The organism is Peribacillus sp. Bi96 (assembly GCF_918698115.1).
Taxonomy (GTDB): Bacteria; Bacillota; Bacilli; order Bacillales; family DSM-1321; genus Peribacillus.
The window spans coordinates 18,877-43,993 of record NZ_CAKKLV010000020.1 but is presented as its reverse complement, the minus strand read 5'-3'; the positions used below and the strand labels follow the sequence as shown (position 1 = coordinate 43,993).

Below are 25,117 nucleotides of genomic sequence, written 5' to 3'. Positions count from 1 at the left end.
AAACGATTGATTAATTTCGAGCATTGGATTCCGCTTTGTGCAGCTTTCCATATCATGTAGGGCTAGCTCAGCCGTTGGCCGTTCCCGGTAACCTTTAGTCAGCTACATCCCTGCGGCGTTTAACTAACGTGTTTCTTATAAAAAACACACCCAAGCTAGAACTTCCCTTTAGAATCTTCATCTTCTATTTCATAATAGCCGTCATAACTAGCTTCATCATAGCCGTCAAACTGATAAACACCTTTTGGCACAATTCCGTATTTAACGGCTAACTCCATTAAATTCATTCCTATTTCTTCTTGAATTTCATCCATTTCATCTTCGGGAATGTTTACTAAGCTTACGCCTTCACCAGAGTTAATTTTCAAGTCCGCCATTTCCAGCTTATCTTTCAGTTTCGTTTTAGCATCCAACTTGACCGTGACCATACCTGAGTCCACATCTTCTATCCCAAGCTTCAATTCGACTTTCTCGTAGGAATAGTCCTTCTTTAAGTTAAGATCACTCGTTTGTTTCATTGTCCCTTTAAAAGAGGATGGCAAATAAGAGATATGGCCACTGACGAAATTTAGATTGAAATTCCTTTTGATTTTCTGCTTTTCTCCGTTTTCTCCTTCAATATCACTAATCATCGAAAGTTTGATTTCCTCATGTTCCCCATACTCTTCAAATTCAAGGAAAGCCTTAAGATTCTCAATCCGTGTATCTTTTTTATAAGCCACATCATTCGTAACCAGGAACATAAGCTTTGATTCCTCATCTTTTTCAAGAGCTAGTGCCACGCTAAATTCTTTGAAAACTTGATTGTTGCCATATGGAACGTTTTTGCTTTTCATTTCCACGTTGACTTGGTTATGGTTACTTCCAAAAGCCGTCGTTACTTTACGGTCGATGACTTGCTCATCTTTATCGATAAGCAATGTGGAAGAAAATCCTTTAGGAAAACTATTATCCTTGATTTCATTTTTTACATGTTTTAAACCATCGACCAATTGCCGTTTTATTTCTTTAGTATCAGAACTCCTAGCTTCATCTGTCATTGTGCCGGTGTTTGATACTTTTTGTACCCTAGTAACTATCATGCTATGAAGCTTTACATCTTTAATTAAATGGTCCAAAAAATCATTTACAAGCTTTTTAGTTTCGGAAGAAGATAGTTTAAGTGTCAGTTCCCTTACTTTCCTCGTTTCGCCTTCATGTTTATAATCCAGGCCTTTTTTCAGCTTGAAGTTTTTTTCTTTCAACCGGTCCAACATAAATGCCCCATATCGTTTTTGGATGTATTCCTGTTCTATCTCCGTTAATTTCAAGTCTTGCCATTCAAGGTCAGATACTTCCAACGTTTCAGGGCCAGAATATGATGGGTTTAACATCCGCAGAAACTCACCATATTCGTTTAAATTTAGATAGAAGAATTTTTCATATAACTTTGGCACCTTCATACCCAGTCGCCCCTTAGTTTGGAACATTTCTACATCCATTGCCTTTTCCTTATCAACATTCAAGGCTAATTTGTAATAACCTTGATTGCTTATTGGATCCTGTTCAGCTTTGGCAGTGAACGATGCTTGGGTCAATAATTCTTGAACCATCTCTATGTCTGGATCATTCGTTAATGAATCCATTTTGACATTTCCGCTTAGCGTCACCTCTGAACTTGAAGGTTCCTTCTTCATTCTCTCTTGAAATTCCATTGTATCGCCAAACTTATCGTCCCATCCTTCTTTCGCATTCTTGTACGTTTTATATTCAGAAAGAAGATACAGCTCTTTCGGGGTTTTATGGAGAATAATAGCTGATGCACTGAAAATCATGATAAAGGCCAATATTGCTGTAATGATTAACGTTTTTTTCTTAAAATGCTTTTTAGAAGACTTTTCCTCTTCAGTTATTTCACCAACTATAGGCGCACCACAGAATGTGCAAAATCGAGAACTCTCGCTAACAGGATGCGCGCATGATTTACATTTTTTCATTTTTTATGTCGCTCTCCCTTTTCTTACTCATTACAATATATAAGCCTACAATTTATGTTCCATTTATCGGATTATGCAGAAATAATAAGTACTTCAGACCTTCTCTTAGGCGCATTTGAATGTCCTTTTCTCAATTTCTCACCTCAAATCGATTCTCTGATATTTTTGATTACTAATATAGAGTAAGCTTTCCCTTCACCCACTGTATAAGTATGTAAAAACTTCATGAGATAGTATCATTAACACTCCTTAAATAAAGGGAACACCCTTCTTCCCTTTAGCATCGTTTGAATGTCGGCTATTCCAAGAATGGTCCGAGGCAAAACAAAAAAGAACGGGAGCCATACTTGCGCTCCCATTCTTTCAAATTCACAACATTATTTGATTCAACTTTTCATTTCTAGATTCTTGTTCTTCCTTGGAGGACAAGTCATACTTCTTTAACAGATGAAAAAGTTCATTCAACATTTCCTGTGAATGCTCATTTTCTAAAAAAAGATTAATTGATTGACCCAATTCCGTTGGTAAAAATGCCTTTTGACTCTCAAACTTCAGCCTGACATCTTGCTGTGAATGATTAAGATTGCATGTACCCATTTATACTCCACCTCTTACTTAACTTTGCCATTAGTATATATATATGTCCTTATCTTTTCAATTCTTCATCCTGCTTATAATAGTCTTCTACTTTAATGAACTCCGGCGATGTATGTGTGGCCATGATGCCGTGATAACTGATGTCCAATCCAAGTTCTTCTTCTTCATCAGTCGATCTTATAGGCACCCAAATGTTCATAACTTTAAACACGATCCATGTCAATGAAAAGCCCCAAATGCACAGCACTATTAATCCTAACAATTGAACCCCAAGCAAATGCCATCCCCCGCCTGTAAACAAACCGTCTTCCGAGGAGAAAAGCCCTACCGCTATCGTACCCCACATGCCGGATACCGCATGAACAGGAAAGGCACCCACCGGATCATCGATCTTCCTTGATTCCAACCAATTTGTCGCAGCCAACATGAGCATTCCAGATACTGCTCCAATCAGGATTGCCACCAGATCACTGACGAATGCACAACCTGCCGTAATCCCGACAAGGCCTGCAAGTGAGCCATTGATGACGGAAGGGGCATCCGAGCGTCCATACCTAAACAGTGTATAAAGCATTGTCGCAGCTCCCCCTGATGCCGCTGAGAGCATCGTGACAATGGCAATATGGCCAATCCGTCCGTCTGTAGCCTGCAAAGTGCTTCCTGCATTAAACCCAAACCAGCCAAACCATAGGAGGAATGCCCCAACAGATGCCAACGGGAGATTACTTGGTAACGAAATGGAACTAGTGCCTCGTGAAGTGAATTTACCTGCTCTCGGCCCAATGACAATGGCAGCTGCGAGTGCCGAAAATCCGCCTAGCGCATGAATGACCGCAGAGCCTGCGAAGTCCTGCATGCCCAGCTCACTTAACCAGCCTCCCCCCCATACCCAGTGACCGGCAATCGGATAGATGAATGCCGTCATCATTACGACAAAAATAAGATAGGCACGAAAATTAATCCGTTCCGCAACGGCTCCGGAAACAATGGAAATGACAGCAATGACGAATGCCCCTTGAAATAACCAAAATGCATCTATGGAAATCGTAAGGTCGATGTGCGACAGGTTACCTTTCAGCAGAAAGCCGCTTGCTCCGATAGTGCCAAATATATCCGTTCCATACATTAAGCCAAAACCAACGACAAAATAACAAAGCGTCCCAATCGTGATATCAGCAAAAACCTTCATGATGATGTTCACATTATTCTTTGTACGAACGAACCCTGCCTCCAATAAGGCAAACCCGCCCTCCATCAATAGGATCATGGCTGCTGTCAGGACAACCCAAATTGTATCCAAGCCAGCGTTTAACGTTTCGATTGTCATCTTGGTAGTCCATCCTCTCTCTGCCAGGCCATTATCTCTTTAATGATGTCTGATGGTAAATTCATTTTTCGTTTTTCCGGTTCTGCTTCAAGTAAAATGATCACCTCATTTAATAAAGCGACCTTACGTTTAATCTTCTCGATTTTTTTATATCTATCTTTAACATTCACCAACTGCTCCACGGCCTGGTGATGACTTGGAGCACGCCCTGTAAAAAAACGTTTAAACGGTGATAGAGATTGATACCATGCTTCCTCAGCACTTCGTTTCTGCTCGTACTTATGAATTTTGTTTTTGATCGATTCAATTTCCGACTCTTGTTTGCTTTTAAGGAATAGCAATCCTTTTATCAATTCTAAAGATGAAATTTCAAAAACAACTCTATTATACAAATCATCCACAATCATCATATGTCATATCACCTCACGCAATCACGTTATATTTTCTATAATTATATGCATAATTCTGAATTCAGTCAATATTTACACACAAACAAAAACGTAACGAATGAATCGTATTTAATGGAAGTCACCAATGCCTTCCTACCTGTTTTTTCTTCATTAATCAAACGTTTGATTAATGGAGAGATAGATCAAATTTACAACTTCAATTATCCAGATAAAATTTGGAAGGTATATATAATCATTTTTTCCTTATTCTAAAAAGGCAGTTACAAACAAGGAGGTACCCTTCATGACAGTAATCAATGATGTCAAAACAACTTTAGCGGGACTCAAAAGTGCTCAAGCAAGCTTTGAAACCTTTGCACTTTCCACAGATAATGAGCAAGCCAAACAACTTTATCAACAAGCTGCCCAACAAACACAAACGATTGTAGACAGCATCACCCCTCGCATTAATGAGATACAAAGTGAGGAACCTCAATATAAACAATGATTATTCATATAAAAAAGGTTGGTTGAGGACAACCAACCTTTTTTATATCTTTAATTCATCTATAAGGAGACGCTATCTTGCCCTATAAGTTAAAATGTTACATTCCCATTTTTTCTCTTATCATCGTTTTGCTTATAACTGGATGTTCGCCAAACTCAAGTCAAATCGACAACAAGGATCAGGACTTGAAAATAAGAAAGGTACATACCAATAATCCCATTGACCAATCAGTGGCCAATCAAGCTAAAGATACGCTATCGAATGCGGACGGAGTCACGAATGTAAAAGCTGTGAATTCCAATAAGGAATTGCTGGTGGCCCTTAAGGTGGATAACTTCAATCGCCTTCGCTTAAAAAAGATTGAAAAGAAAGCGCAAACCGAATTGGAAAATACGTTTCCCTATTATAAAATACTGGTCTCGACAGATCAAAAGATGTTTATAGAACTTGATCAACTCGAGCAAAAAGTGGAAACGGATCATACCAAGGTTGAATCTTTAGAAAAAGATTTCAAAAGACTCAAAGCCTTGTTGAATGAAAAAACGTAACAAATGGAAGAAGTGATAAGAAGATGTCAAATAATAAAAAGAAAAAGCTGACACCTGTCCAACAGGAATATCAGCAGCTTCAAACCCAATTGGAAACCAAAAGACCTGTACTGCTAAATTGCTTAAAAGCTTTTATGACAGGCGGCATAATTTGCTTATTGGGTCAAAGCATTTCAAATTTTTATATCCGTTACTTCGACTTCACGGACCAGACAGCTGGAAATCCAACGGCTGGTACCTTAATATTCATCGCCATGCTCCTCACAGGATTTGGAGTGTATGACCGAATTGCCCAATTTGGAGGGGCAGGTTCTGCTGTGCCGCTGACAGGATTCGGGAACGCGGTTATATCGGCAGCCATTGAACACCGAACAGAAGGTTTCGTTTTAGGAGTCGGTGGCAACATATTTAAATTGGCTGGTTCCGTTATTTTATTCGGCGTATTTTCTGCATTTATCGTAGCACTGGTAAAAACAATACTCATACAATGGGGTGGTTTATAATGCTTACCGGGCATCGCACATGGGTGTTTGACCAAAAGCCTGTCATCATCTCCACAGGAACTGTGGGTGGACCATTTGAAGCAAACGGATTGCTCGCTGATGATTTCGATCTCCTTCATTCCGATTTATGGATAAATCAAGATACCTATGAAAAAGCACATAAAGTTTTATTGGAAGAAGCTTGTACAAAAGCAATCGAAAAGGCTGGCCTTCAGAAAGAACAGATTCAATTTTTCCTTGGGGGCGACCTTATCAATCAAATAACCCCTACAAGTTTTGCCTGCCGAACGCTGGGTACTCCTTATCTTGGCTTATTTGGAGCTTGCTCTACCTCCATGGAAGGACTTGCTCTAGGTGCATACCTTGTCAATACCAAAGGGGCAGATTACTTATTGACAGGTGCATCAAGTCATAACGCAGCCGTTGAAAAGCAATTTCGTTACCCAACTGAATACGGCGGGCAAAAACCTCCAACTGCCCAATGGACCGTTACGGGGGCCGGCGTGGCCTTATTAAGCCATGCAGGGGCTGGCCCAAGGGTCACTTCAGCTACAATAGGCCGTGTAATCGATATGGGATTGACCGACCCTTTCAATATGGGCGGTGCCATGGCCCCGGCCGCTGTTGATACGATTGAAGCCCATTTAAGAGAACGGAACCTCGACCCCTCCTATTATGATTTAATTGTAACTGGGGATTTAGGAAAGATCGGACATGAAGTTTCATTGGAATTATTAAAAAAGCACGGTACTCCAGTTAAGGAAGAGCAGTATAGGGATTGCGGATTAATGATATACCGGGATGGGCAACCTGTCCTATCAGGAGCAAGCGGTGCCGGATGTTCGGCAACCGTCGTTTACGGTCATTTATTAAACCGCATGAAAAAGGGAGAAATCAAACGAATGCTTGTCGTAGCTACCGGTGCCTTGTTATCTCCTCTATCCTTTCAACAAAGTGAAACGATTCCATGTATTGCCCATGCCGTATCGATTGAATATGGCGGCGAGCCCCAACCATGATCTACTTTTGGGCTTTTGTTGTCGGGGGCACAATTTGTGTAATCGGGCAGATCATGTTTGACGTATTCAAACTCACGCCTGCTCATACTTTATGTACCTTTGTTGTTGCGGGAGCACTGTTGGATGGTTTTGGTTTATATGAACCATTCATTGATTTTGCAGGTGCAGGAGCAACGGTACCCATTACGAGTTTCGGAAATTCCCTTGTACACGGAGCGTTGGCAGAAGGGGAAAAGCATGGATTGATCGGTGTTATTTCAGGCATGTTCGAAGTGACCAGTGCCGGGATTTCAGCGGCGATCATTTTTGGAATGATAGGAGCCATTATTTTTAAACCTAAAGGATAAGGAGGATGCAGCATGACGATAGCTTCTGAAGTGAAACAATGTGTCTCTAGCCTTAAAGGAGTTGAAGCAGGTTTATCCAGCTTAGCACTTCGGACCCAAGACGATGAATCGAAACGCATCTTGCATGAAACGATGCTGGAGGTGAATGAAGTGATGAAGGAAGTACAAAAGCGAGTGGGTGAGTTAGAACGGGAAGAACCACAATATAAAGGTTTCTAATAACAAAATGACTATGCAGGAGGTGTGAAGTAATGCCGGGTTGGTTAGAAATTATTTTGCGTTCACTATTCTTTTTAATCGTTCTTTTTGTAATCACGAAAGTGTTAGGTAAAAAACAATTATCCCAGCTCTCCTTTTTTGAATATGTAACGGGGATAACCATTGGTAATGTTGGGGCCGAATTAGCTACGAAGGTCGAAGGAAATGTTATACATGGAGTACTGTCCATCCTCGTCTTTGCCTTAGCACCCTTCATTGCAGGTTCTATATCTTTAAAAAGTAAAACGTTCCGTGACCTTGTGGAAGGAAAAGCATCGGTTTTCATCAAAGATGGCAAAGTCATGGAAGACAATTTAAAAAAAGAGAAATATACCATTGATGAATTGTTGGCATTACTCCGAAAAAAGGATGTCTTCGATATCTCAGAAGTCGAGTTTGCCTTATTGGAAGCGAACGGGGATTTTTCCGTAATGCTAAAAAAGCAAAATCAACCCTTAACAGCTAAGGACATTAACTTGGCAGTTGCTGCAGTCAAGGAACCACAAACTATCATTATGGACGGCAGCATACTTGATGAACCACTTTCCACGATTGGACTGAACCGAAATTGGCTTCATACTGAATTGGATAAGTTGGGCGTAACCCTCGAGAATGTTTTTCTTGGTCAAGCGAATTCAAACGGTGAATTAACTGTGGACCTTTTTGATGATAAACTTAAAGTTCCTTCTCCTCAAGAAAAGCCTTTAATGCTAGCAACCTTGAAAAAATGCCAAGCGGACCTAGAGTTGTTTGCCCTTGGAACTGAATCAAAGGAAGCTAAAGAAATGTATAGTAAAAATAGCGAAAAACTGCAAAAGGCAATAGATGATGTAGCCCATATCTTGAAAAACTGATGACCGTGAATTCAATCCCTCACTTTCATAACCGAAGTGATCAGTCCAATGATGAAGATCGTCACACATGAAAAAAGGAAAATTTCCATACCCAATGTGAAGGCAGCGGCTGAAATGATAAGTGTATCTATAATAATAATGGCTAAAGCAATATCTAATGTGGAAGATTTGGAAATGATTTTGGCTAACATATCCGTTCCCCCGCTGCTTGTCTCATATCGAAGCATGAGCCCTATGCCCATTCCTATGATCGCCCCACCAATCAAGGAGCTAGTCAGTATCGAAATGGAGAAGACCCTTTTCAATGGACTTAGCCAATCCATAAAAAGGGATGTCAAAAGTAACCCGTGGATGCTGCTATAGAAAAAGGGACGTTCATAGTACCAGGCATATAAAAATATAGGAACACTAAGAATTAACATGGATAGCCCCGTTTGAAAACCAAAGAAATAATGAAGGATGAGTGCAATTCCAATAACGCCGCCATCTATTAAATGATGAGGAACTAAAAAAGCATTGATTCCAATACCCACCAAAAAACTACCAACAATTACAGCCACCGCTTTTTGAAAATTAATAAAATCACCTTACCTCCCATTCCATTTTCTATAATATATGTCCAAGTTGGAGCATCAAGAATATGCATGCAAAAAAAAAATTCGCAATGACCCTTACCACTATTCTTCGGCTAAACCACCCAAAAAAGGGAACACAAAGATTTTGCTCATTTCCTTTTCAACAAAAAAAGAACCCGGTCTAATGACCTGAGTTCTTTCACATTATTTTAACTCTAATAACACTACATTTTCAACATGTGTCGTCATCGGGAACATATCAACAGGTTGAATATCAACGGCCTTATATCCGCCTTCTTCCAAGATATGAAGATCACGCGCCAGAGTGCCTGGGTTGCATGACACATATACGACTTTGTTCGGTTTCATCTCGATGATTGTGTTCAGAAGGGATTCCTCACAACCTTTACGAGGTGGGTCGACGACGATGACATCTGCCGTGTTGCCCTTTTGATACCATTCGGCAATAACGTTACCTGCATCGCCAACGATGAATTCTGCATTTGAGATTTCATTCAATTCAGCATTGCGGCGTGCGTCCTCGATCGCCTCTGACACCACTTCGACACCGATGACTTTTTTCGCTTTTCCAGCTAGGAATAAAGAAATGGTACCAATGCCGCAATAAGCATCTATTACCGTCTCTTCACCCGTAAGCCCTGCATAATCAAGGGCTTTATCATAAAGGACCTTCGTTTGGTCTGGATTGATTTGATAAAAGGATTTTGCAGAAATGGCAAATTTCACATCACCGATCATATCATGGATCACTTCGTCGCCCCATAGGATTGTCATGTTATCACCTAAGATAACATTCGTTTTCTTGGAATTCACATTTTGAACGATGGATTTCACTTGTGGAAGACGTTCAGCGATTTCCTTCACGATAGTTTCGATGAAAGGGATACTATTTGTTCTTGTAACGAGAACAATCATTAATTCGCCTGTTTGCTTGCCATAACGGGCCATGATGTGGCGCAATACACCTTTATGAGATTCCTCATTGTAAGCAGGAATACCAAGTTTACTGAAAATCTCTTTCACAACCTGAACGGCTTCACTGATCACTTCGTTTTGGATAATGCTTTCTTTCGTTTCAACGATTTCATGTGTCCGCGGTTTAAAGAATCCCGCTATTAGCTTGCCATCCTTTTCGCCAACAGGTACTTGAGCTTTATTGCGATAATGAGTTGGATTCTCCATCCCTATGATCGGGTGAACCTTCACATCCTCAAGTTTTCCGATGCGCGTCATCACTTCACGTACTTGCTTTTCCTTGAATTCCAACTGTCCTTCATAACTCATATGCTGCAGCTGACAACCACCGTATTTATGGAAATCTTCAGTGGTGACCTCAACACGGTATGGACTATTTTCTATAATTTCCATTAACCGTCCGAAGCCATAACCTTTATTTGCCTTCATCACTTTTATTTTTGCCTTTTCACCAGGAAGGGCGTTCTGTACAAAGATCGGGTAGCCATCAACTTTAGCCACTCCAGCTCCTTCATGTGTTAAATCTTCGAATAAAACCTCTATAATATCATTCTTAGCAACAGGTGCTGTTTTTTTCATATCATCTTCTCTTTTCTTTTTTATGCTAGCCTGTATTTTACCACAATAGGAGCCTTGCCACAAAACGACTCACCAATTTACCTTTGTTTTCATAAAATATAGTGGAAGGAATTACGGATTTTTCATAGTTCCATGTATAAAAACTCAACAAAATAAGAAAAATAAGGAAAAATAGATGAGGTGAGGAAATGGGTTTATTTAACTCTATATCAGCCTGGAATGCAACAAGGTTAGAAAAACATCGTGTAAGTATGGAGGAAAAAGGCCTCTGTCCGGATTGTTACGGGCGAGGATACAGCTCCTTCGTACCAACGGAATATCATTTTTCCGATATACACGACTGTCCCGGCTGTAATGGTAGTGGAGAATACGCTGATTGGGCTGCCATGAACGGACAGCAGATGTAATTACACGAGCAAAAAAACGTATTAACATGGTATTGTCAAATATCAAAAAAAACAAAAAAGGACCCCCTGTCAAACAGGGGGTTCTTCCATTTCTTTTACCATATAGCCAAATTCAAAACCGCTAATCGTAATCGTTTTTATTTTTTTATAACCTAATCTGTTATAGAGACGATTCGCCCCTTCATTTTCATTTTCAACGACTAAGGAAACCCTTGGATATCCCTTATGTTTAGCGTATCCCTCAACATATTGAATCAGTGCACTGCCAATTCCTTTTCCTTGAAAAGTCGGGTCAACGCTTACTGTATCCAAATAGAAGTCTCTCATTTCCGCTTCCTTATCGAGCGTAACGCTTGGGTCTTTCATTTTCAACCTTAATTGTTTGACGATTGGTTCATCCAAGCTTTCAGCATCCTTGCCATGGTAAGCAATGATTAATCCCGATACTTGTCCATCATGTTCACTGACGAACGTATTTTCATGGCTGATCCGATTTCCACTTTTCCTGAACAACTCGGCAAGAACGGCAAGTACTCTTTCTTCTTCCGTTTCGCCGGTCAATGCCTCTGCAATTTCCTTAATCGCTAACCGGGTCAATACAGCACACTTCTCCGCATCTTCCGGTGTCGCTCTCCTGATATACATGTTTACACATACTCCTTACTGAATTAAGCTGAAAAGGCCACCCGATTTCTGTGACCTTTTTTTCCTATTTATTTGCCGGATCGTCCGGCAGTAATCCTTGTGGAATGAATACATCAAAATGGCGGTACTGATTTACGAATTCAGCTGGGGCCATTCCGCCAAACTCTCCGTCCAAATTAAGCATCATGTCGTTTTTGGCCTGTACTTTAATTCGATTGGCTTTTTCATAAATGACGTTTTTATCATGAATATGTTCACCGCGCATTGCCAATGTTGCGACACGGACAATATCAGCTAGGTTGGCTTTTTTCAAAATGAGCAACGTGAACATACCATCATTCAGAGATGCATCTGGAGCCAATTTCTCAAATCCTCCGACCGAATTCGTGTTAGCCACTAAGAAAAGCATGATCTCTCCTTCAAAAATCTTTCCATCATATTCAATGGAAACTTCCGTCGGTTTAATGGAAGGCAGCATTTCAATTCCTTTAATATAGTACGCTAGCTGCCCTAGCATGGTTTTAAGCTTGATTGGCACGTCGTAGGTCAACTCAGTCAATCGGCCACCGCCAGCGATATTGATGAAATATTTATCGTTCATTTTACCAATGTCTATCGGCATCGTATGCCCACTGGCAATAATTTCGGCTGCCCCTTCGATTGACTTCGGTAAATGCAGTGCCCGCGCGAAATCATTAGTCGTTCCAGTCGGAATGATTCCTAGTTTCGGGCGCTTTTCTGCAGTGGCCAGTCCATTAACAACCTCATAAATCGTTCCGTCGCCCCCTGCAGCAATGACAATATCATAGCCGCGTTCAATCGCAATCTTAGCCGCTTTCGTCGCATCGCCAGCACCTGTCGTCGCATGTGCAGAAGCCTCATAACCAGCTTCTTCAAGTTTGGCTAGCACACCTGGCAGGCTCTTCTTAATGGCTTCCCGTCCCGAAGTCGGGTTGTAAATCAACCTTGCTCTTTTCATTTCCCATCATCCTTATACATATTGATTCCATAATTTACATCTTAATCCTTCATTACATGAAAAGCAATATTCGAAAAAAAGAGACCGTATTTCGGTCCATTTCTTTATATTCATTTTACTAGAAATCTTATCAGGGAAATTATAAAGCTTTTTACAATTTTATTCTAGTAAATGATTTCAATCATGGATAATGAACTTTCACGTTAAACGTATCTGTGACGGTTAAAATATGATTCCCTTTTCCCATATTGAATATCCCATTCTTTTTTACAGTATCACTTGTTTCTTTTTCTTCAGTCATCTTCCAACTGTTCTCGGGACCTTCAAGTTCTTCGACCCCTCTTGCATCTATCTTGATATCACTATCATTTTGAAGGAATACACTAACATTCCCACTATCCTTTACACTCCAATCATTCATAAGCTGCCTAGGCTTCAAGACAAGGTCGGTATTTTGTCCCTCTATCTCTAATGCCAATTCAGCAGGGATGATAAGAGTGGCCTTAAGATTCATCGTCCCGCTGTCTAAAAGTCCATTTTGAATCGGTAAATCCTTGAACCTGATATAAAGAGTATCTCCAATTCTCTCAACCATTAAATAATCTTCCTTCTTTTTCAACAATGAACTTGTATCTTCCATTACCCGCTCATCGTATGTTCCAAAAATGGAAACTTCCGCATCAGCACCACTTTCAATCGTCAATGGGTATGATCCAGAATCCAGGACAACTCTCTGTATGCCTTTCCCAGCCTTTTCATTGAAACCAGGCAAATTGACCGTTTTTTCTTCACTTTTCACGGCTGCCCTGACTTGATCCATCAATCCGCTTGATGTTAGCAGAACTAAAGCAATCCCCGTCGTGCCAATTAATCCCACGAAAAGAATACTAAGAAGATCATACTTAACAAAAGAACTCTCTTTTCTGGAAAAATAAATATAGAAAAGAATCTCCGCTCCCAAAATTATGAACAGCAACGGCCACCAAGATAGCAGAATCGTCGTCAAATTCATTTCGGTAATTTGAGAAACCATTAAAACCACACCCAAACCAACGAGGGAGACACCCATTGAAATCGTTCCGACTCTCCATGTTCTCACTTTGTCTCCTCCTTCACTTGCGCTTTTTTGCTCCCTGCCAGCAACTTGATTCCCCCACCTATAAGCAGAATGCATACCAGTCCCTTTTGAAAATAATCTCTAAACCAATATTCCAAGTTGTTGCCAATCCAGTCATCTAAATAAGGAGCAATTGCCGGAACGATTATATTACTTGCCAAGAAATAGATACCAAGTCCCACTAAACCAATTCCTACCCATTTTTCTTGATTGACGATTCCTGAAATAATGGGCGTATCTTCAACAGGCCCCTCCTCCATTTTTGAGGCCTTTTGCAATCCATCAAAAAAACTATAAAACCAGATGATCGGAATAAGGAAAAAGAAGAAACCTAAACGAAGTAAATCCAGTATGTAAATGGCGAATAAAAAGCCGGCCATCAATTGGATACCGCGTTTTTGCAGGCCTAAATATAAGTGACCAGCGCCGGGGAAAATCGCGAATAAAGACGCGACCGATTTACTTTTTTTCCCGGATTCCCGTCTCTCCTCGAAATCTTCCAAAACGGTCCGATCGATAAGCTCCTCACCACTTTGCTTCTTATTCAGCTGTTGAACAGAATCAAAAAAGCTGTAAATCCAGATTACCGGCAATAAAGCCAGAAATATTAACAGACCTTCCATTTGTGTCATCACACTGATGAATATCACCATAATGCCAAGGCCTAAAAAGCCAATGAGAAAAATGAGTCCCCGATTCATGAGCCCCAGCTGAAAATGCCCTAACCCTGGAATGAATGAAAGGATGATAACATAGAATCTTTCTGCTTCCGGCTGATCTGCCGTTCCCTCTATTTCCGTTTCACTTTTAGGATTTCTTAGAGAGGTGACCACCAAGTCGAATATACTGATGAGATAAAAAACCATTCCAATCATGGAAATGACCAGAAAAGAATCCGTTTGACTGATCAATGCTAGAAAAAGACCTCCAAGCCCCAATCCAGCCGTGGCAAGAAAATAAAATAAACCTTTATATTTCCTTCCTAGGTAAAAGTGTCCGAAACCTGGCAGAAACGATAACAAGAAAGCTAAAACCGGACTTTTATTCATTTCTAAACCCCTCCTTATTTTTCTTTTCAATAGAGTCCATCCAATTAAATGTTTTATCAATAAGGCCATCCGTTAATGATTGTGTTTCCTTAACACTGCTGGATTCCACAGAATCGACGTATTTTGTCAATGATTGAAATACTCCGCCTGCCATTAATAAGATCGTGAACCCGGCTGCGATCAGGTAATGTCTTGTGATCGTCCGAAGAGATTTCTCTTTTCGGATTTGCTTTGTCTCTTCAAGAGATTCGCCTTTCAAGAGGTTGATTGAGTCCATGACAGCACCTGCAATATCCAATCCTTCAGCGTCCAGAATGGATTCTTCTTTTTCCATCGCGTTCATATAGGCTGATAAACATTCGTCACAGGAGTATAGATGATTTTCATATTCTAATTTTAAATCCTCAGTTATTTCATCTGCCAAATAAGCAACCCATCCTGTTTCTGGAACATGATTCATGAAAAATCCTCCTCTTTCCAATGTTTTCTCATCCAATTTCTTGCCCGATATAGCTTTACCTCCACAGATTTAACTTGAATCTGCTGTTCCTCTGCAATTTGCTTGAATGTCTTTTCCTTTATGTAAAAGCCATAGACAACGTCCCGATACCCCTCCGGAAGTTCATTCAGCTTTCGTAATACTTGCTTTCTTCTTTCATTCCGAAAAAATACTGCCTCGACATCATCAGATAAGCCCAATTTAGCTTCCGATGAATATTCCTCATGCGTTTCTTCCTTTTGGCGTTCCCTTTTTCTCTTTAAATCTATTGCATGATTGACTGCAATACGGGTAATCCAAGTTTTGAAACCTTGATTCTTATATTGAGGAAGAGAAGTATAGATTTTGATAAAGACCTCCTGGGTGACATCTTCTGCATCCTTTTGATTGCGTAAAACGGAATAGACGGTTCTAAAAATCGTCTGTTTATACGTTTCAATCAATATTCGGAATGCATGATCATTCCCAGCCCTGACCCTCTCAACTAACTCATCCGTCACTTCTCTTCCTCCTTCCCTTTTAAGCATTCATGTAATAGACGACGCAAAAAGGAGCTACCCCTACAGATAACTCCAAAAAAAATCAAAAAGTTTATTCGCTTGCACAGGTTCGTTTATTTTTCTCGTAAAACGCTCTTCTTAATCATGGGAAAACCGTACCACTTTAAAAGTGATACGGTCCAGATTAACGCTTATTGATTTCTTCCACCAAGATTTTATTAACAAGTTGCGGATTAGCTTGTCCTTTTGTCGCTTTCATAATCTGCCCGACAAGGAAGCCGATTGCTTTTTGTTTACCGGCCTTAAAGTCTTCGATTGATTGCGGGTTATTATTCAATGCCTCTTCAACTGCAGTACGCAACGCGCCTTCATCAGAAATTTGGACAAGTCCCTTCTCCTTGACGATCGTTTTTGCGTCCCCACCGTTTTCAATCAATTCTTTGAAAACCTTTTTAGCTATTTTAGAAGAAATCGTGCCATCTTCAATCAGCTCGATCATTCCTGCCAATGAATCAGCAGTCAATTCGACATCATGCAGTTCTTTTCCTTCTGCATTTAAGAAAGCGGAAACCTCACCCATGATCCAGTTAGATGCAAGTTTTGCATCCGCTCCTGCAGCAACAGTCGCTTCAAAGAAATCAGCACTTTCTTTCGTTACTGTTAAAACGGCCGCATCATATTCCGGTAAGCCAAATTCTTCGACATAACGTTTTTTCCTGGCATCCGGAAGTTCTGGAATCTCGGCAGCGATGCGTGCTTTCCATTCTTCGTCGATATGGATTGTCAATAAGTCCGGCTCCGGGAAGTAACGGTAATCATCGGAACCTTCCTTAATTCTCATTAGAACCGTTCTGCCTGTAGCTTCGTCAAACCGGCGTGTTTCTTGCTCGATTATGCCGCCTTCATTCAAAATTTCCGCTTGCCGGATTTCTTCATGCTCCAACCCTTTGCGAACGAAGTTGAATGAATTCAGGTTTTTCAATTCGGTTTTCGTACCGAATTCTTTTTGCCCGACAGGTTTCAAGGAAATGTTAGCATCACAGCGAAGTGAGCCTTCCTCCATTTTACAATCGGAAACACCCGTGTATTGAATGATGGATTTTAATTTTTCCAGATAAGCATATGCTTCTTCAGGAGAAGTGATATCCGGTTCAGATACGATTTCGACAAGAGGAGTTCCCTGGCGGTTATAATCGCAAAGTGAATAGTTCCCCTTATGTGTCAGCTTGCCTGCATCCTCTTCCATATGAATGCGGGTAATGCCGATTTTCTTTTTCTTGCCGCCAACTTCGATTTCAATCCAACCATGCTCACCGATCGGTTGATCGAACTGAGAAATTTGGAATGCTTTAGGATTGTCCGGGTAGAAATAGTTTTTCCTGTCGAATTTCGTTATTTCAGCCACTTCGCAATTCAAAGCAATTGCAGCCTTCATTGCAAAATCAACAGCCTTTTTATTGACGACAGGCAATACGCCTGGATAACCTAGGTCAATTACAGTCGTGTTACTATTTGGAGCGGCACCGAAATGATTCGGGCTCGCTGAGAAAATTTTTGAATCCGTTTTTAATTCTACGTGTACTTCTAGACCAATGACCGTTTCAAAGTCCATTTTTTTCACCCCTTACAGCTTAGGAAATTGTTTATGAAAATCTGTTGCTTGCTCAAATGCGTGAGCCGCGCGGTAAATCGTGCTTTCATCAAAATGCTTCCCAATCATTTGCAGTCCAAGCGGGAGCCCATTAGCTGCAAATCCACATGGGACGGATATACCTGGTACACCAGCAAGATTGACTGGAATCGTTAAAATATCATTCGCATACATCGTTAATGGATCATCGACTTTTTCACCAATTTTAAATGCAGGCGTAGGTGTAGTAGGCCCAACGATGACATCATATTTTTCAAAGACATCTTCAAAGTCTTTTTTAATTAATGTACGTACTTTTTGAGCCTTTTTATAATAAGCATCATAATAACCTGAACTTAAGGAGAAAGTTCCAAGCATGATACGGCGTTTCACTTCGTCACCGAATCCTTCTGCACGAGTTTGCTTATACATTTCTATAAGTGTTTCTGCATTATCTGTACGGTGTCCGTAGCGCACTCCGTCAAAACGGGAAAGGTTAGCTGAAGCTTCCGATGAAGAAAGCAGATAATATGCAGCTAGGGCATATTTGGAATGTGGCAAGGATACCTCTTCCCACTCAGCTCCAAGTCCTTCTAATACTTTTAACGCTTCAAGAACGGAATTACGAGCTTCTTCGCCAACGCCTTCACCGAGATATTCTTTAGGGACTGCAATTTTCATTCCTCTTACATCGCCTGTTAATGAATTCACAAAATTCGGTACGTCAACGTTAGCAGAAGTGGAATCCATTGGATCTAAACCAGATATCGCTCCAAGCAAGTAGGCATTATCTTCTACTGTTCTAGTAACCGGACCGATTTGGTCTAATGAAGACGCAAATGCTACAAGTCCGAAACGGGAAACCCGTCCATATGTAGGCTTTAAGCCGACAACTCCACAATATGCCGCTGGTTGGCGGATCGATCCACCCGTATCGGAGCCTAAAGAGAATAAGACTTCACCGGAAGCGACAGATGCAGCAGAACCGCCTGATGAACCACCTGGTACATAATCCAGATTCCAAGGATTGCGTGTTGCCTGATATGCGGAATTCTCATTTGAAGAACCCATCGCAAATTCATCCATATTCAATTTTCCGATCGTCACCGTTTCTGCCTGCTGTAACTTTTGAACGACGGTTGCATCATAAATTGGATCAAAGTTCTCCAAGATTTTGCTCCCACAAGTCGTCCGTAAATTTTTTGTGACAATATTATCTTTCACTCCGATTGGCATACCAAATAAAGAGCCCTCGTTCTCGCCTTTTACTAATTGGTCATCCAATTGTTTTGCTTGATTGCGAGCGTTTTCTTCATCAAGTGTCAAAAATGCCTTTACTTTGTCTTCTACCTGTCCAATTCGCTCATATGATTCGTTAACAAGATCAGTGACACTGATCTCTTTCTTATGTAAGCGTTCATGAAGCTCAGAAACCTTTTGTTCGAACAACGACATCATTGTCCCTCCTTATTCAATTATAGATGGTACACGGATATATCCATCTTTGCTATCCGGTGCATTTTTAACTACTTCTTCTACTGGTAATCCTGGCTTTGCGACATCTTCGCGCATTACATTTTTCATATCCAAAACGTGAGAAGTCGGATTTACTTGATCTGTATCAAGCTCATTCAACTGCTCCGCAAATGAAATCATTTGGTCAAGCTGATGTTGAAACTGTTGTGCTTCCTCTTCCGTAATTGCCAAACGGGCCAAATGGGCAACGTGTTTAACTTGTTCCATAGAAATACGTGACATTCTCTTCACCTCCGAAAAAATATCCAAATCGACTGAATTTCGCCGCTTTTATCCATAAAATCATCGTTTAAATCATATCAAACTATTACACAGTAAAGCAACAAGAGATACATTGTCGAAATTCAAATATTTCATAAGGAAAAAGAGATATTTTCCGGGAAATATGGGGAAGTTGCCGAAATTTCCGGGGAAATGACAAGATGGCCCTAGAATTCGACAAAAGATCGTCTGTAATATCAGGAAGCGTTTCCTAATATGGAAGGTTTTACTCTCTTTGGTATGATTGCAAAAGCATGTTAAGGATTATTTACTTACTCATTGCGTCCATAGGTGACTCCGATGCATTTTTAATTTATGTCGTGCTCGTTTCGTGTAAGAATCGATTAAACATTCACCATTTAGCGGATGGTGAATACAAAAAAAAGACGAAGCTGTTAAGCTTCATCTTTTTCATTTTTCATTCATATATATGCACGGTTGGTTCGTCCTGATTTGCTTCACGGACAATGAGCGCTTCAGGCCCATTTACAGAGGTAATGGATACTTGTACGGAAATATAGTTAGGGAAGCGTTCCATTACAAGCCCAGCTACATATTGGGTAAACCCAAGCGCTTCCGAGTTCCCATAAAATTGAATGGGAATATCGATGTTCAGACTTTGTAATTGTTTATCCATATAAAACGCCCTGCCGATGACTCCGTTAAAATTAGGGAAATACTCTTCGACATCTTCTTTAAAGTTCGTGAAAGTATTGACATCATCCCTATATTTTTTTTCAGCACTAGCAGAAGGAAATAAGAAATACTCTTCGTCCAAGTCTGTCCATTTTCCAATACTATCAGAATTTTGTCCGACATTCGTATAGGAAATGAAATTCCCAGGCACTACAGAGGATTTTTCATTTTGCTCGAATAAGGCAATCGTAATCGGAACATTTTTCAGCTTGTCTGTGTTACGCAGCCTTTTTAAAACTTCAGCAGCAATTTTCTCCCCTTCTTGCTTTATCTTATTACTATCGATTTTCTGTTCATATGTGGCACCATATGCCTCTTTTTGATAGTAATGCACTGAATTCATCGCAAGACCTATTACCACTCCACCAAGGCTCACTGAATTATCTTTTGTTTTTACTAAATAATTATGTTCTAAAATATGAGCAAGATAGATTGGATTTTCTTCATTCCGCTTATCGATGTCACCTTTACCAGGATCAACCGGATTCAAGCCAAGGTTCTCCGAGGCTTTCATGTCCTTTTCTTTCAACTGACTTTTGGTATATTTTCTGTTCAGCCAGGAAGATATCGTGGAGCTACTAAGCATTTGCCCTTCTTGAAATAGGTAATCGTCAGGATCAAATTGTGTTTGTGCCAACCGCATAAGACCATTTTCGAATTCTTCAATATCATATCGGGTATTTAAATTCGATACGACTAACCCGCGTGCTTTTGATGGTTCAAACGGAAGGATTGTTTGATAATATTCATCCGAAATTTTATACTTCGGAATTATTGCCGTTTCTTTTTTGCTTTTGGAGTCTTGAACTACCTCTTGCTTATCCTCAAAACTAGGTGCACATCCAGCAAGAAGCAGTATAAGAATCATCCCCAAAATAGAGTGTTTCCTCATAGCTACACCTCTTATTTTTTTAGTTCCTCAACCAGTCTCTCTTCATCCCATACCAATACGCCTAAGCTTTCCGCTTTTTCCAGTTTGGAACCGGCATCTTCGCCAGCCACGACCAAATCGGTTTTCTTGCTGACACTTCCAGCAACGTTAGCTCCTAGCGCCTCTAATTTTTCTTTTGCTTCATTACGTGTTAGCTGATGCAATTTACCTGTTAAAACGACCGTTTTACCGGCAAAATAGGAATCAATGTCTTCAATGGGAATAGCTCTTGGCCCTTTATAAGTGAGATTCACACCGTATGCTTCCAACTCGTTCAATAGCGCATGGACCTCTTCCAATTCAAAATACGCTACGATGGAATCGGCCATCTTATCACCTATTTCATTAATGGATGTCAGTTCTTCACGGCTCGCCTTACTTAAGGCTTCCATCGTCCCAAACTCTTGTGCTAGCGTTTTCGCCGCTTTCGAACCAACATGACGAATACCTAGTCCAAATAGTAATTTTTCCAAAGAATTGGTTTTCGAAGCTTCAATTGCTTGAAGGAGTTTATTGACCGATTTATCCCCCATCCGCTCCAATGCAATCAGTTGATCGTATGTAAGCTTATAAATATCAGCCACGTCTTGTATGAGTTTTTCTTTGAACAACAAGCTAATCACTTTTTCACCAAGACTGTCTATATTCATGGCCGTCCGGGATACAAAGTGAATCAAGCCCTCCCGTATTTGTGCAGGACATTTCGGGTTTATGCAGCGTAAAGCAACCTCCCCGTCTAGCCGAACAAGTTCACTGCTGCATTCCGGGCACTCAGTCGGCATCTGGAATTCGATTTCTTCCCCTGTACGGCGCTCTGCCAGTACATTGACCACCTCTGGAATGATATCACCCGCTTTTTTCACGACAACTTGATCTCCGATTCTGATGTCCTTTTCACGGATTAAGTCTTCGTTATGCAGGGAAGCTCGCTGAACAGTCGTACCTGCTACCCGGACGGGATCCAAAACGGCGGTCGGGGTCAAAACACCCGTACGGCCGACATTCAGCTCGATATCCCTTAGGGTTGTAATGACTTCTTCAGCTGGGAATTTATAAGCAATGGCCCATCGCGGACTTTTTGCAGTAAAACCTAATTCATCCTGCTGTTCAAGGGAATCCACCTTTACGACAATTCCATCAATGTCATAAGCTAAGTTTGGACGTTGTTCCGTCCATTCTACTATATAGGCCAGTACTTCCTCTATATTCGTGCATGTTTTTCTTTCCTTATTCGTCTTAAACCCCAGTCGGTCCAATAAATCAAGACCCTCACTATGGGATTGGACCCCTGTTTCGCCCAAATCAGCAATCGCATAAAGGAAAATGTCCAAGTTCCGTTTCGCAGCAAGCTTTGGGTCAAGTTGCCTTAAGGAACCAGCAGCAGCATTCCGTGGGTTTGCAAAAGGTTCTTCACCACGTTCTTCCTTAGCTTTATTTAAGGATTCGAATGATTTTTTTGGCATGAATGCCTCACCGCGCACTTCTATGGCAACCGGCTCCCGCACCTTCAATGGAATCGACTTGATCGTTTTCAGGTTAGCTGTAATATCCTCCCCGATCGTTCCATCTCCACGGGTTGCCCCTCTTACGAAATATCCATTCTCGTATTGAAGCGTGACGGCAAGACCATCTATTTTCAATTCACATACATAGGAAAAATCGTCACCTACGGATTGCCGGACCTTTCTGTCGAAATCCCGTAAGTCACTTTCATTGAAAGCATTGCCTAAGCTAAGCATCGGTGAGGTATGCTCCACTTTTTCAAACATATCCAAAATGGCGCCACCGACACGTTGTGTTGGTGAGTCCGCCGTTTTCAGTTCAGGAAATTTCTCCTCATACTCAATAAGATCACGGAGTAGCCTATCATATTCAGCATCAGGTACTGATGGCTGGTCCATCACGTAATATTCATAGCTGTATTGGTTCAATAATGTTTGCAGTTCTAGTACTTTCTTCTCTGCAGCTTGTAAGTCCATACGTTCAATCCTTTCTAAAGAAGACTCCACCGCACTTCTATGGAAGAGCGGTGTCTAAAGTCAGATATCCCTATTCTTTGCCAGTAGACGCATAAAAATAGCTTAAGCTTTTTCAACTGGTGCAAATTTCGCCAGTAAGCGTTTGATGCCGATTGGACTAGGAAATGCAATATCCAGTTCCTTTCCTTCGCCTTCCCCTTTTACGCTCACCACGGTTCCTATACCCCATTTTTTATGGGATGCACGATCACCGACAGCCCAGCCGATTTCTTCACCGCCTGTTGCAGATGGTGCGGAAACAGCTTTTCCAAAGGCCGGCACTTTTCTTCCGGAAGGTGCTGCAGGAGATCCGCTTCTCGACGAAGAACTGAAAGGTGTTTGCCTAGCTCTAGGAGCAGGTTTTGGTTTAAGATCTTCAAGAAGTTCCTCTGGTATTTCTCCGATGAAACGTGAAACTGGATTCATGCTCGTCCGTCCATACAATGTCCTCATTTGGGCATTACTTATGAATAGCTCATTTTCAGCCCTTGTAATCCCCACATAAGCCAGACGGCGTTCTTCTTCCATCTCCTCTTCATCCATGAGCGAGCGGCTATGAGGGAAAACACCTTCTTCAAGACCCAGTAAAAAGACTACCGGATACTCTAGTCCCTTCGCAGAATGAAGTGTCATCAGCGTTACCGTGTTTGTAGCTTCTTCGGAATTCTCATCTAGTTGATCTATATCTGCAACCAATGCCAGGTCAGTTAAAAAGCCAACCAATGATTTGTCCTCGCTGTTTTCTTCGAATGCTTTCGTAACAGATAAAAACTCATCTATATTTTCAAGCCGGCTTTGTGATTCAATCGTTTTTTCTGCCTGCAGCATCTCACGGTAACCAGTTTTCTTAATGACTTCTTCCACCAGCTCAGTCACGGATAAGTACTCCTGCTGATTTGTATAATTAGTGATTAACGTATGGAATTCCCTAGCTGCTTTGGTAGCCTTCCCGCTTATCCCTACCATTTCCACTGATTCAAGTGCTTTATAAATGGAAACATCATACTGAACTGCATAATCTGCCACTTTGTCCATTGAGGTTGCACCAATGCCGCGTTTTGGTACATTGATTACACGGCGAAGACTGATGTCATCATCAGGATTCGCAATAAGGCGAAGATAAGCTAGTAGGTCCTTGATCTCTTTACGGTCATAGAACTTAGTGCCGCCGACGATTGCATAGTTAATATTGGATTTAAGCAGAACTTCCTCCATGACACGGGATTGTGCATTTGTTCTGTAAAGGATTGCTATATCGGCATATTTTCTACTGCCGTCCATAACTAACTCATTGATCTTTCCGGCAACAAATTGCGCTTCCCCTTGTTCATTGTCTGCACGATAATAGAATATCTTATTACCATCTGCATTCTCAGTCCAAAGATTCTTTGGTTTCCGGTTTTGATTGTTATCGATGACCTTATTCGCCGCTTCAAGAATCTTTTTCGTCGAGCGGTAATTCTGTTCGAGGAATATCATGTTAGCATTCGGGTAATCTTTTTCAAAAGAAAGGATATTTGCAATATCCGCACCTCGCCAACGATAGATCGATTGATCTGAATCCCCAACAACACACAAATTACGAAAACGCGAAGCTAGTAGTTTCACAAGCATATATTGAGCCCTGTTCGTATCTTGATACTCATCCACATGAATGTATTGAAACTTGCGCTGATAATATTCAAGCACTTCCGGTACTAGTTGGAACAATTGAATCGTCATCATGATCAAATCATCGAAATCGAGCGCTGAATTCTTCCGCAGCCGTTTTTGGTATTCCGTATATACATCGGCAGTTACTTTAGTGAAAAAATCTGATGCCGTCTTCAGGTATTCTTCCGGACTGACCAATTCATTTTTTGCTGAACTGATGCTGCCCAAAATGGCACGGTAATCATATTTCTTCGTATCCATATTACGCTCTTTCATGATTTGCTTAATGACCGATTGCTGATCTGTCGTATCCAATATCGAGAAGTTCCTATTAATTCCGATCCGATCAATATCTCTTCGTAAAATGCGGACACACATCGAGTGGAAAGTCGAAATCCAGATATCTTCGGACGCACCGCCAAGTATGGCACGAATCCTCTCCTTCATCTCACGTGACGCTTTATTGGTAAACGTGATGGCAAGGATGTTCCAAGGTGCTATTTCCTTTTCGACCATCAAGTAAGCTATACGGTGAGTCAGCACACGCGTCTTTCCACTTCCCGCTCCAGCCATGATTAAAAGTGGGCCATCAGTCGATTTTACTGCTTTTTGCTGCTGTTCATTCAAACCTATTAGTAATTTTTCCGCTAAATATTGCATTATCACACCACCTATACGAACATTCGTTTCCGTTTTAGTATACTACATTTATTCCATGAT

25 protein-coding genes are annotated in these 25,117 nt (G+C 41.0%); 7 read left to right on the top strand and 18 right to left on the bottom strand.

The features are described from left to right. Nucleotides 1–155: 155 nt before the first annotated feature. The 4 genes from LQ203_RS20620 to LQ203_RS20605 form a co-directional block, all read right to left on the bottom strand. Entirely contained in the window at nucleotides 156–1,976 is a 1,821-nt protein-coding gene (locus tag LQ203_RS20620) for a zinc ribbon domain-containing protein (RefSeq protein WP_230160864.1), read from the bottom strand. A 369-nt stretch (nucleotides 1,977–2,345) separates the two neighbouring features. Continuing rightward, on the bottom strand, nucleotides 2,346–2,573 hold the full coding sequence (locus LQ203_RS20615) for a group-specific protein (protein ID WP_230160862.1): 228 nt from the start codon (nucleotides 2,571–2,573) through the stop codon (nucleotides 2,346–2,348). 49 nt (nucleotides 2,574–2,622) lie between these two features. Then, on the bottom strand, nucleotides 2,623–3,900 hold the full coding sequence (locus tag LQ203_RS20610) for an ammonium transporter (RefSeq protein ID WP_230160860.1): 1,278 nt from the start codon (nucleotides 3,898–3,900) through the stop codon (nucleotides 2,623–2,625). Continuing rightward, nucleotides 3,897–4,310 (bottom strand): hypothetical protein, encoded by a 414-nt coding sequence (locus LQ203_RS20605; RefSeq protein ID WP_230160858.1) that lies wholly within the window; start codon nucleotides 4,308–4,310, stop codon nucleotides 3,897–3,899. Before LQ203_RS20605 ends, LQ203_RS20610 begins: the two co-directional genes overlap by 4 nt. A gap of 283 nt (nucleotides 4,311–4,593) precedes the next feature. Here LQ203_RS20605 and LQ203_RS20600 point away from each other — a divergent pair, with 283 nt between their 5' ends. The 7 genes from LQ203_RS20600 to LQ203_RS20570 all read left to right on the top strand — a co-directional run bounded on the left by LQ203_RS20600 (nucleotide 4,594) and on the right by LQ203_RS20570 (nucleotide 8,326). Then, nucleotides 4,594–4,797 carry a DUF1657 domain-containing protein gene (locus LQ203_RS20600; protein WP_230160856.1) on the top strand — a complete coding sequence of 68 codons (204 nt, stop codon included), beginning with the start codon at nucleotides 4,594–4,596 and terminating at the stop codon, nucleotides 4,795–4,797. 77 nt (nucleotides 4,798–4,874) lie between these two features. Next, nucleotides 4,875–5,345, top strand: a complete 471-nt coding sequence (locus tag LQ203_RS20595) for a YhcN/YlaJ family sporulation lipoprotein (RefSeq protein ID WP_230160854.1) — start codon at nucleotides 4,875–4,877, stop codon at nucleotides 5,343–5,345. Nucleotides 5,346–5,368: 23 nt separating this feature from the next. Then, complete coding sequence (gene spoVAC / locus LQ203_RS20590) at nucleotides 5,369–5,848, top strand: stage V sporulation protein AC (protein WP_230160852.1); 480 nt, start codon at nucleotides 5,369–5,371, stop codon at nucleotides 5,846–5,848. Continuing rightward, nucleotides 5,848–6,867: a stage V sporulation protein AD gene (gene spoVAD / locus LQ203_RS20585; protein WP_230160850.1), complete on the top strand. Its 1,020-nt coding sequence runs from the start codon at nucleotides 5,848–5,850 to the stop codon at nucleotides 6,865–6,867. The genes spoVAC and spoVAD overlap by 1 nt, the downstream gene beginning before the upstream one ends. Continuing rightward, nucleotides 6,864–7,214, top strand: coding sequence for a stage V sporulation protein AE (gene spoVAE / locus LQ203_RS20580; protein WP_230160849.1), 351 nt, complete (start codon nucleotides 6,864–6,866; stop codon nucleotides 7,212–7,214). The genes spoVAD and spoVAE overlap by 4 nt, the downstream gene beginning before the upstream one ends. 12 nt (nucleotides 7,215–7,226) lie before the next feature. Continuing rightward, nucleotides 7,227–7,433 carry a DUF1657 domain-containing protein gene (locus tag LQ203_RS20575; RefSeq protein WP_230160847.1) on the top strand — a complete coding sequence of 69 codons (207 nt, stop codon included), beginning with the start codon at nucleotides 7,227–7,229 and terminating at the stop codon, nucleotides 7,431–7,433. A gap of 32 nt (nucleotides 7,434–7,465) precedes the next feature. Beyond that, the gene (locus tag LQ203_RS20570; RefSeq protein WP_230160845.1) at nucleotides 7,466–8,326 is read left to right on the top strand and encodes a DUF421 domain-containing protein; all 861 of its coding nucleotides are present in this window, start codon (nucleotides 7,466–7,468) and stop codon (nucleotides 8,324–8,326) included. An 11-nt stretch (nucleotides 8,327–8,337) separates the two neighbouring features. Here the strand turns inward: LQ203_RS20570 and LQ203_RS20565 are convergent, their stop codons facing one another. The 14 genes from LQ203_RS20565 to pcrA all read right to left on the bottom strand — a co-directional run bounded on the left by LQ203_RS20565 (nucleotide 8,338) and on the right by pcrA (nucleotide 25,057). Then, the gene (locus tag LQ203_RS20565; protein WP_356714944.1) at nucleotides 8,338–8,886 is read right to left on the bottom strand and encodes a YitT family protein; all 549 of its coding nucleotides are present in this window, start codon (nucleotides 8,884–8,886) and stop codon (nucleotides 8,338–8,340) included. Nucleotides 8,887–9,105: 219 nt separating this feature from the next. Then, nucleotides 9,106–10,476: a 23S rRNA (uracil(1939)-C(5))-methyltransferase RlmD gene (rlmD, locus tag LQ203_RS20560; RefSeq protein ID WP_230160842.1), complete on the bottom strand. Its 1,371-nt coding sequence runs from the start codon at nucleotides 10,474–10,476 to the stop codon at nucleotides 9,106–9,108. 476 nt (nucleotides 10,477–10,952) lie between these two features. Continuing rightward, a complete protein-coding gene (locus LQ203_RS20555; protein ID WP_230160840.1) occupies nucleotides 10,953–11,528 on the bottom strand; it encodes a GNAT family N-acetyltransferase in 576 nt (191 codons plus the stop codon). Nucleotides 11,529–11,592: 64 nt separating this feature from the next. Further along, nucleotides 11,593–12,507, bottom strand: a complete 915-nt coding sequence (locus LQ203_RS20550) for a diacylglycerol kinase (RefSeq protein WP_230160838.1) — start codon at nucleotides 12,505–12,507, stop codon at nucleotides 11,593–11,595. A gap of 181 nt (nucleotides 12,508–12,688) precedes the next feature. Continuing rightward, complete coding sequence (locus LQ203_RS20545) at nucleotides 12,689–13,606, bottom strand: hypothetical protein (RefSeq protein ID WP_230160836.1); 918 nt, start codon at nucleotides 13,604–13,606, stop codon at nucleotides 12,689–12,691. Further along, nucleotides 13,603–14,673 (bottom strand): hypothetical protein, encoded by a 1,071-nt coding sequence (locus LQ203_RS20540; RefSeq protein ID WP_230160834.1) that lies wholly within the window; start codon nucleotides 14,671–14,673, stop codon nucleotides 13,603–13,605. The genes LQ203_RS20545 and LQ203_RS20540 overlap by 4 nt, the downstream gene beginning before the upstream one ends. After that, nucleotides 14,666–15,133, bottom strand: a complete 468-nt coding sequence (locus tag LQ203_RS20535) for a hypothetical protein (RefSeq protein WP_230160832.1) — start codon at nucleotides 15,131–15,133, stop codon at nucleotides 14,666–14,668. Before LQ203_RS20535 ends, LQ203_RS20540 begins: the two co-directional genes overlap by 8 nt. After that, nucleotides 15,130–15,672 (bottom strand): sigma-70 family RNA polymerase sigma factor, encoded by a 543-nt coding sequence (locus tag LQ203_RS20530; RefSeq protein ID WP_230160830.1) that lies wholly within the window; start codon nucleotides 15,670–15,672, stop codon nucleotides 15,130–15,132. The genes LQ203_RS20535 and LQ203_RS20530 overlap by 4 nt, the downstream gene beginning before the upstream one ends. Nucleotides 15,673–15,856: 184 nt before the next feature. Beyond that, nucleotides 15,857–17,284 carry an Asp-tRNA(Asn)/Glu-tRNA(Gln) amidotransferase subunit GatB gene (gene gatB / locus LQ203_RS20525; RefSeq protein WP_230160828.1) on the bottom strand — a complete coding sequence of 476 codons (1,428 nt, stop codon included), beginning with the start codon at nucleotides 17,282–17,284 and terminating at the stop codon, nucleotides 15,857–15,859. A 12-nt stretch (nucleotides 17,285–17,296) separates the two neighbouring features. After that, on the bottom strand, nucleotides 17,297–18,757 hold the full coding sequence (gatA, locus tag LQ203_RS20520) for an Asp-tRNA(Asn)/Glu-tRNA(Gln) amidotransferase subunit GatA (RefSeq protein ID WP_230160826.1): 1,461 nt from the start codon (nucleotides 18,755–18,757) through the stop codon (nucleotides 17,297–17,299). Between the two features lie 12 nt (nucleotides 18,758–18,769). Further along, on the bottom strand, nucleotides 18,770–19,060 hold the full coding sequence (gene gatC / locus LQ203_RS20515; protein ID WP_137018236.1) for an Asp-tRNA(Asn)/Glu-tRNA(Gln) amidotransferase subunit GatC: 291 nt from the start codon (nucleotides 19,058–19,060) through the stop codon (nucleotides 18,770–18,772). 457 nt (nucleotides 19,061–19,517) lie between these two features. Beyond that, on the bottom strand, nucleotides 19,518–20,687 hold the full coding sequence (locus LQ203_RS20510) for a CamS family sex pheromone protein (RefSeq protein WP_230160824.1): 1,170 nt from the start codon (nucleotides 20,685–20,687) through the stop codon (nucleotides 19,518–19,520). Nucleotides 20,688–20,698: 11 nt separating this feature from the next. Beyond that, a complete protein-coding gene (gene ligA, locus LQ203_RS20505) occupies nucleotides 20,699–22,705 on the bottom strand; it encodes an NAD-dependent DNA ligase LigA (RefSeq protein WP_230160822.1) in 2,007 nt (668 codons plus the stop codon). Between the two features lie 102 nt (nucleotides 22,706–22,807). Further along, complete coding sequence (pcrA, locus tag LQ203_RS20500) at nucleotides 22,808–25,057, bottom strand: DNA helicase PcrA (RefSeq protein ID WP_230160821.1); 2,250 nt, start codon at nucleotides 25,055–25,057, stop codon at nucleotides 22,808–22,810. Nucleotides 25,058–25,117: the final 60 nt, after the last annotated feature.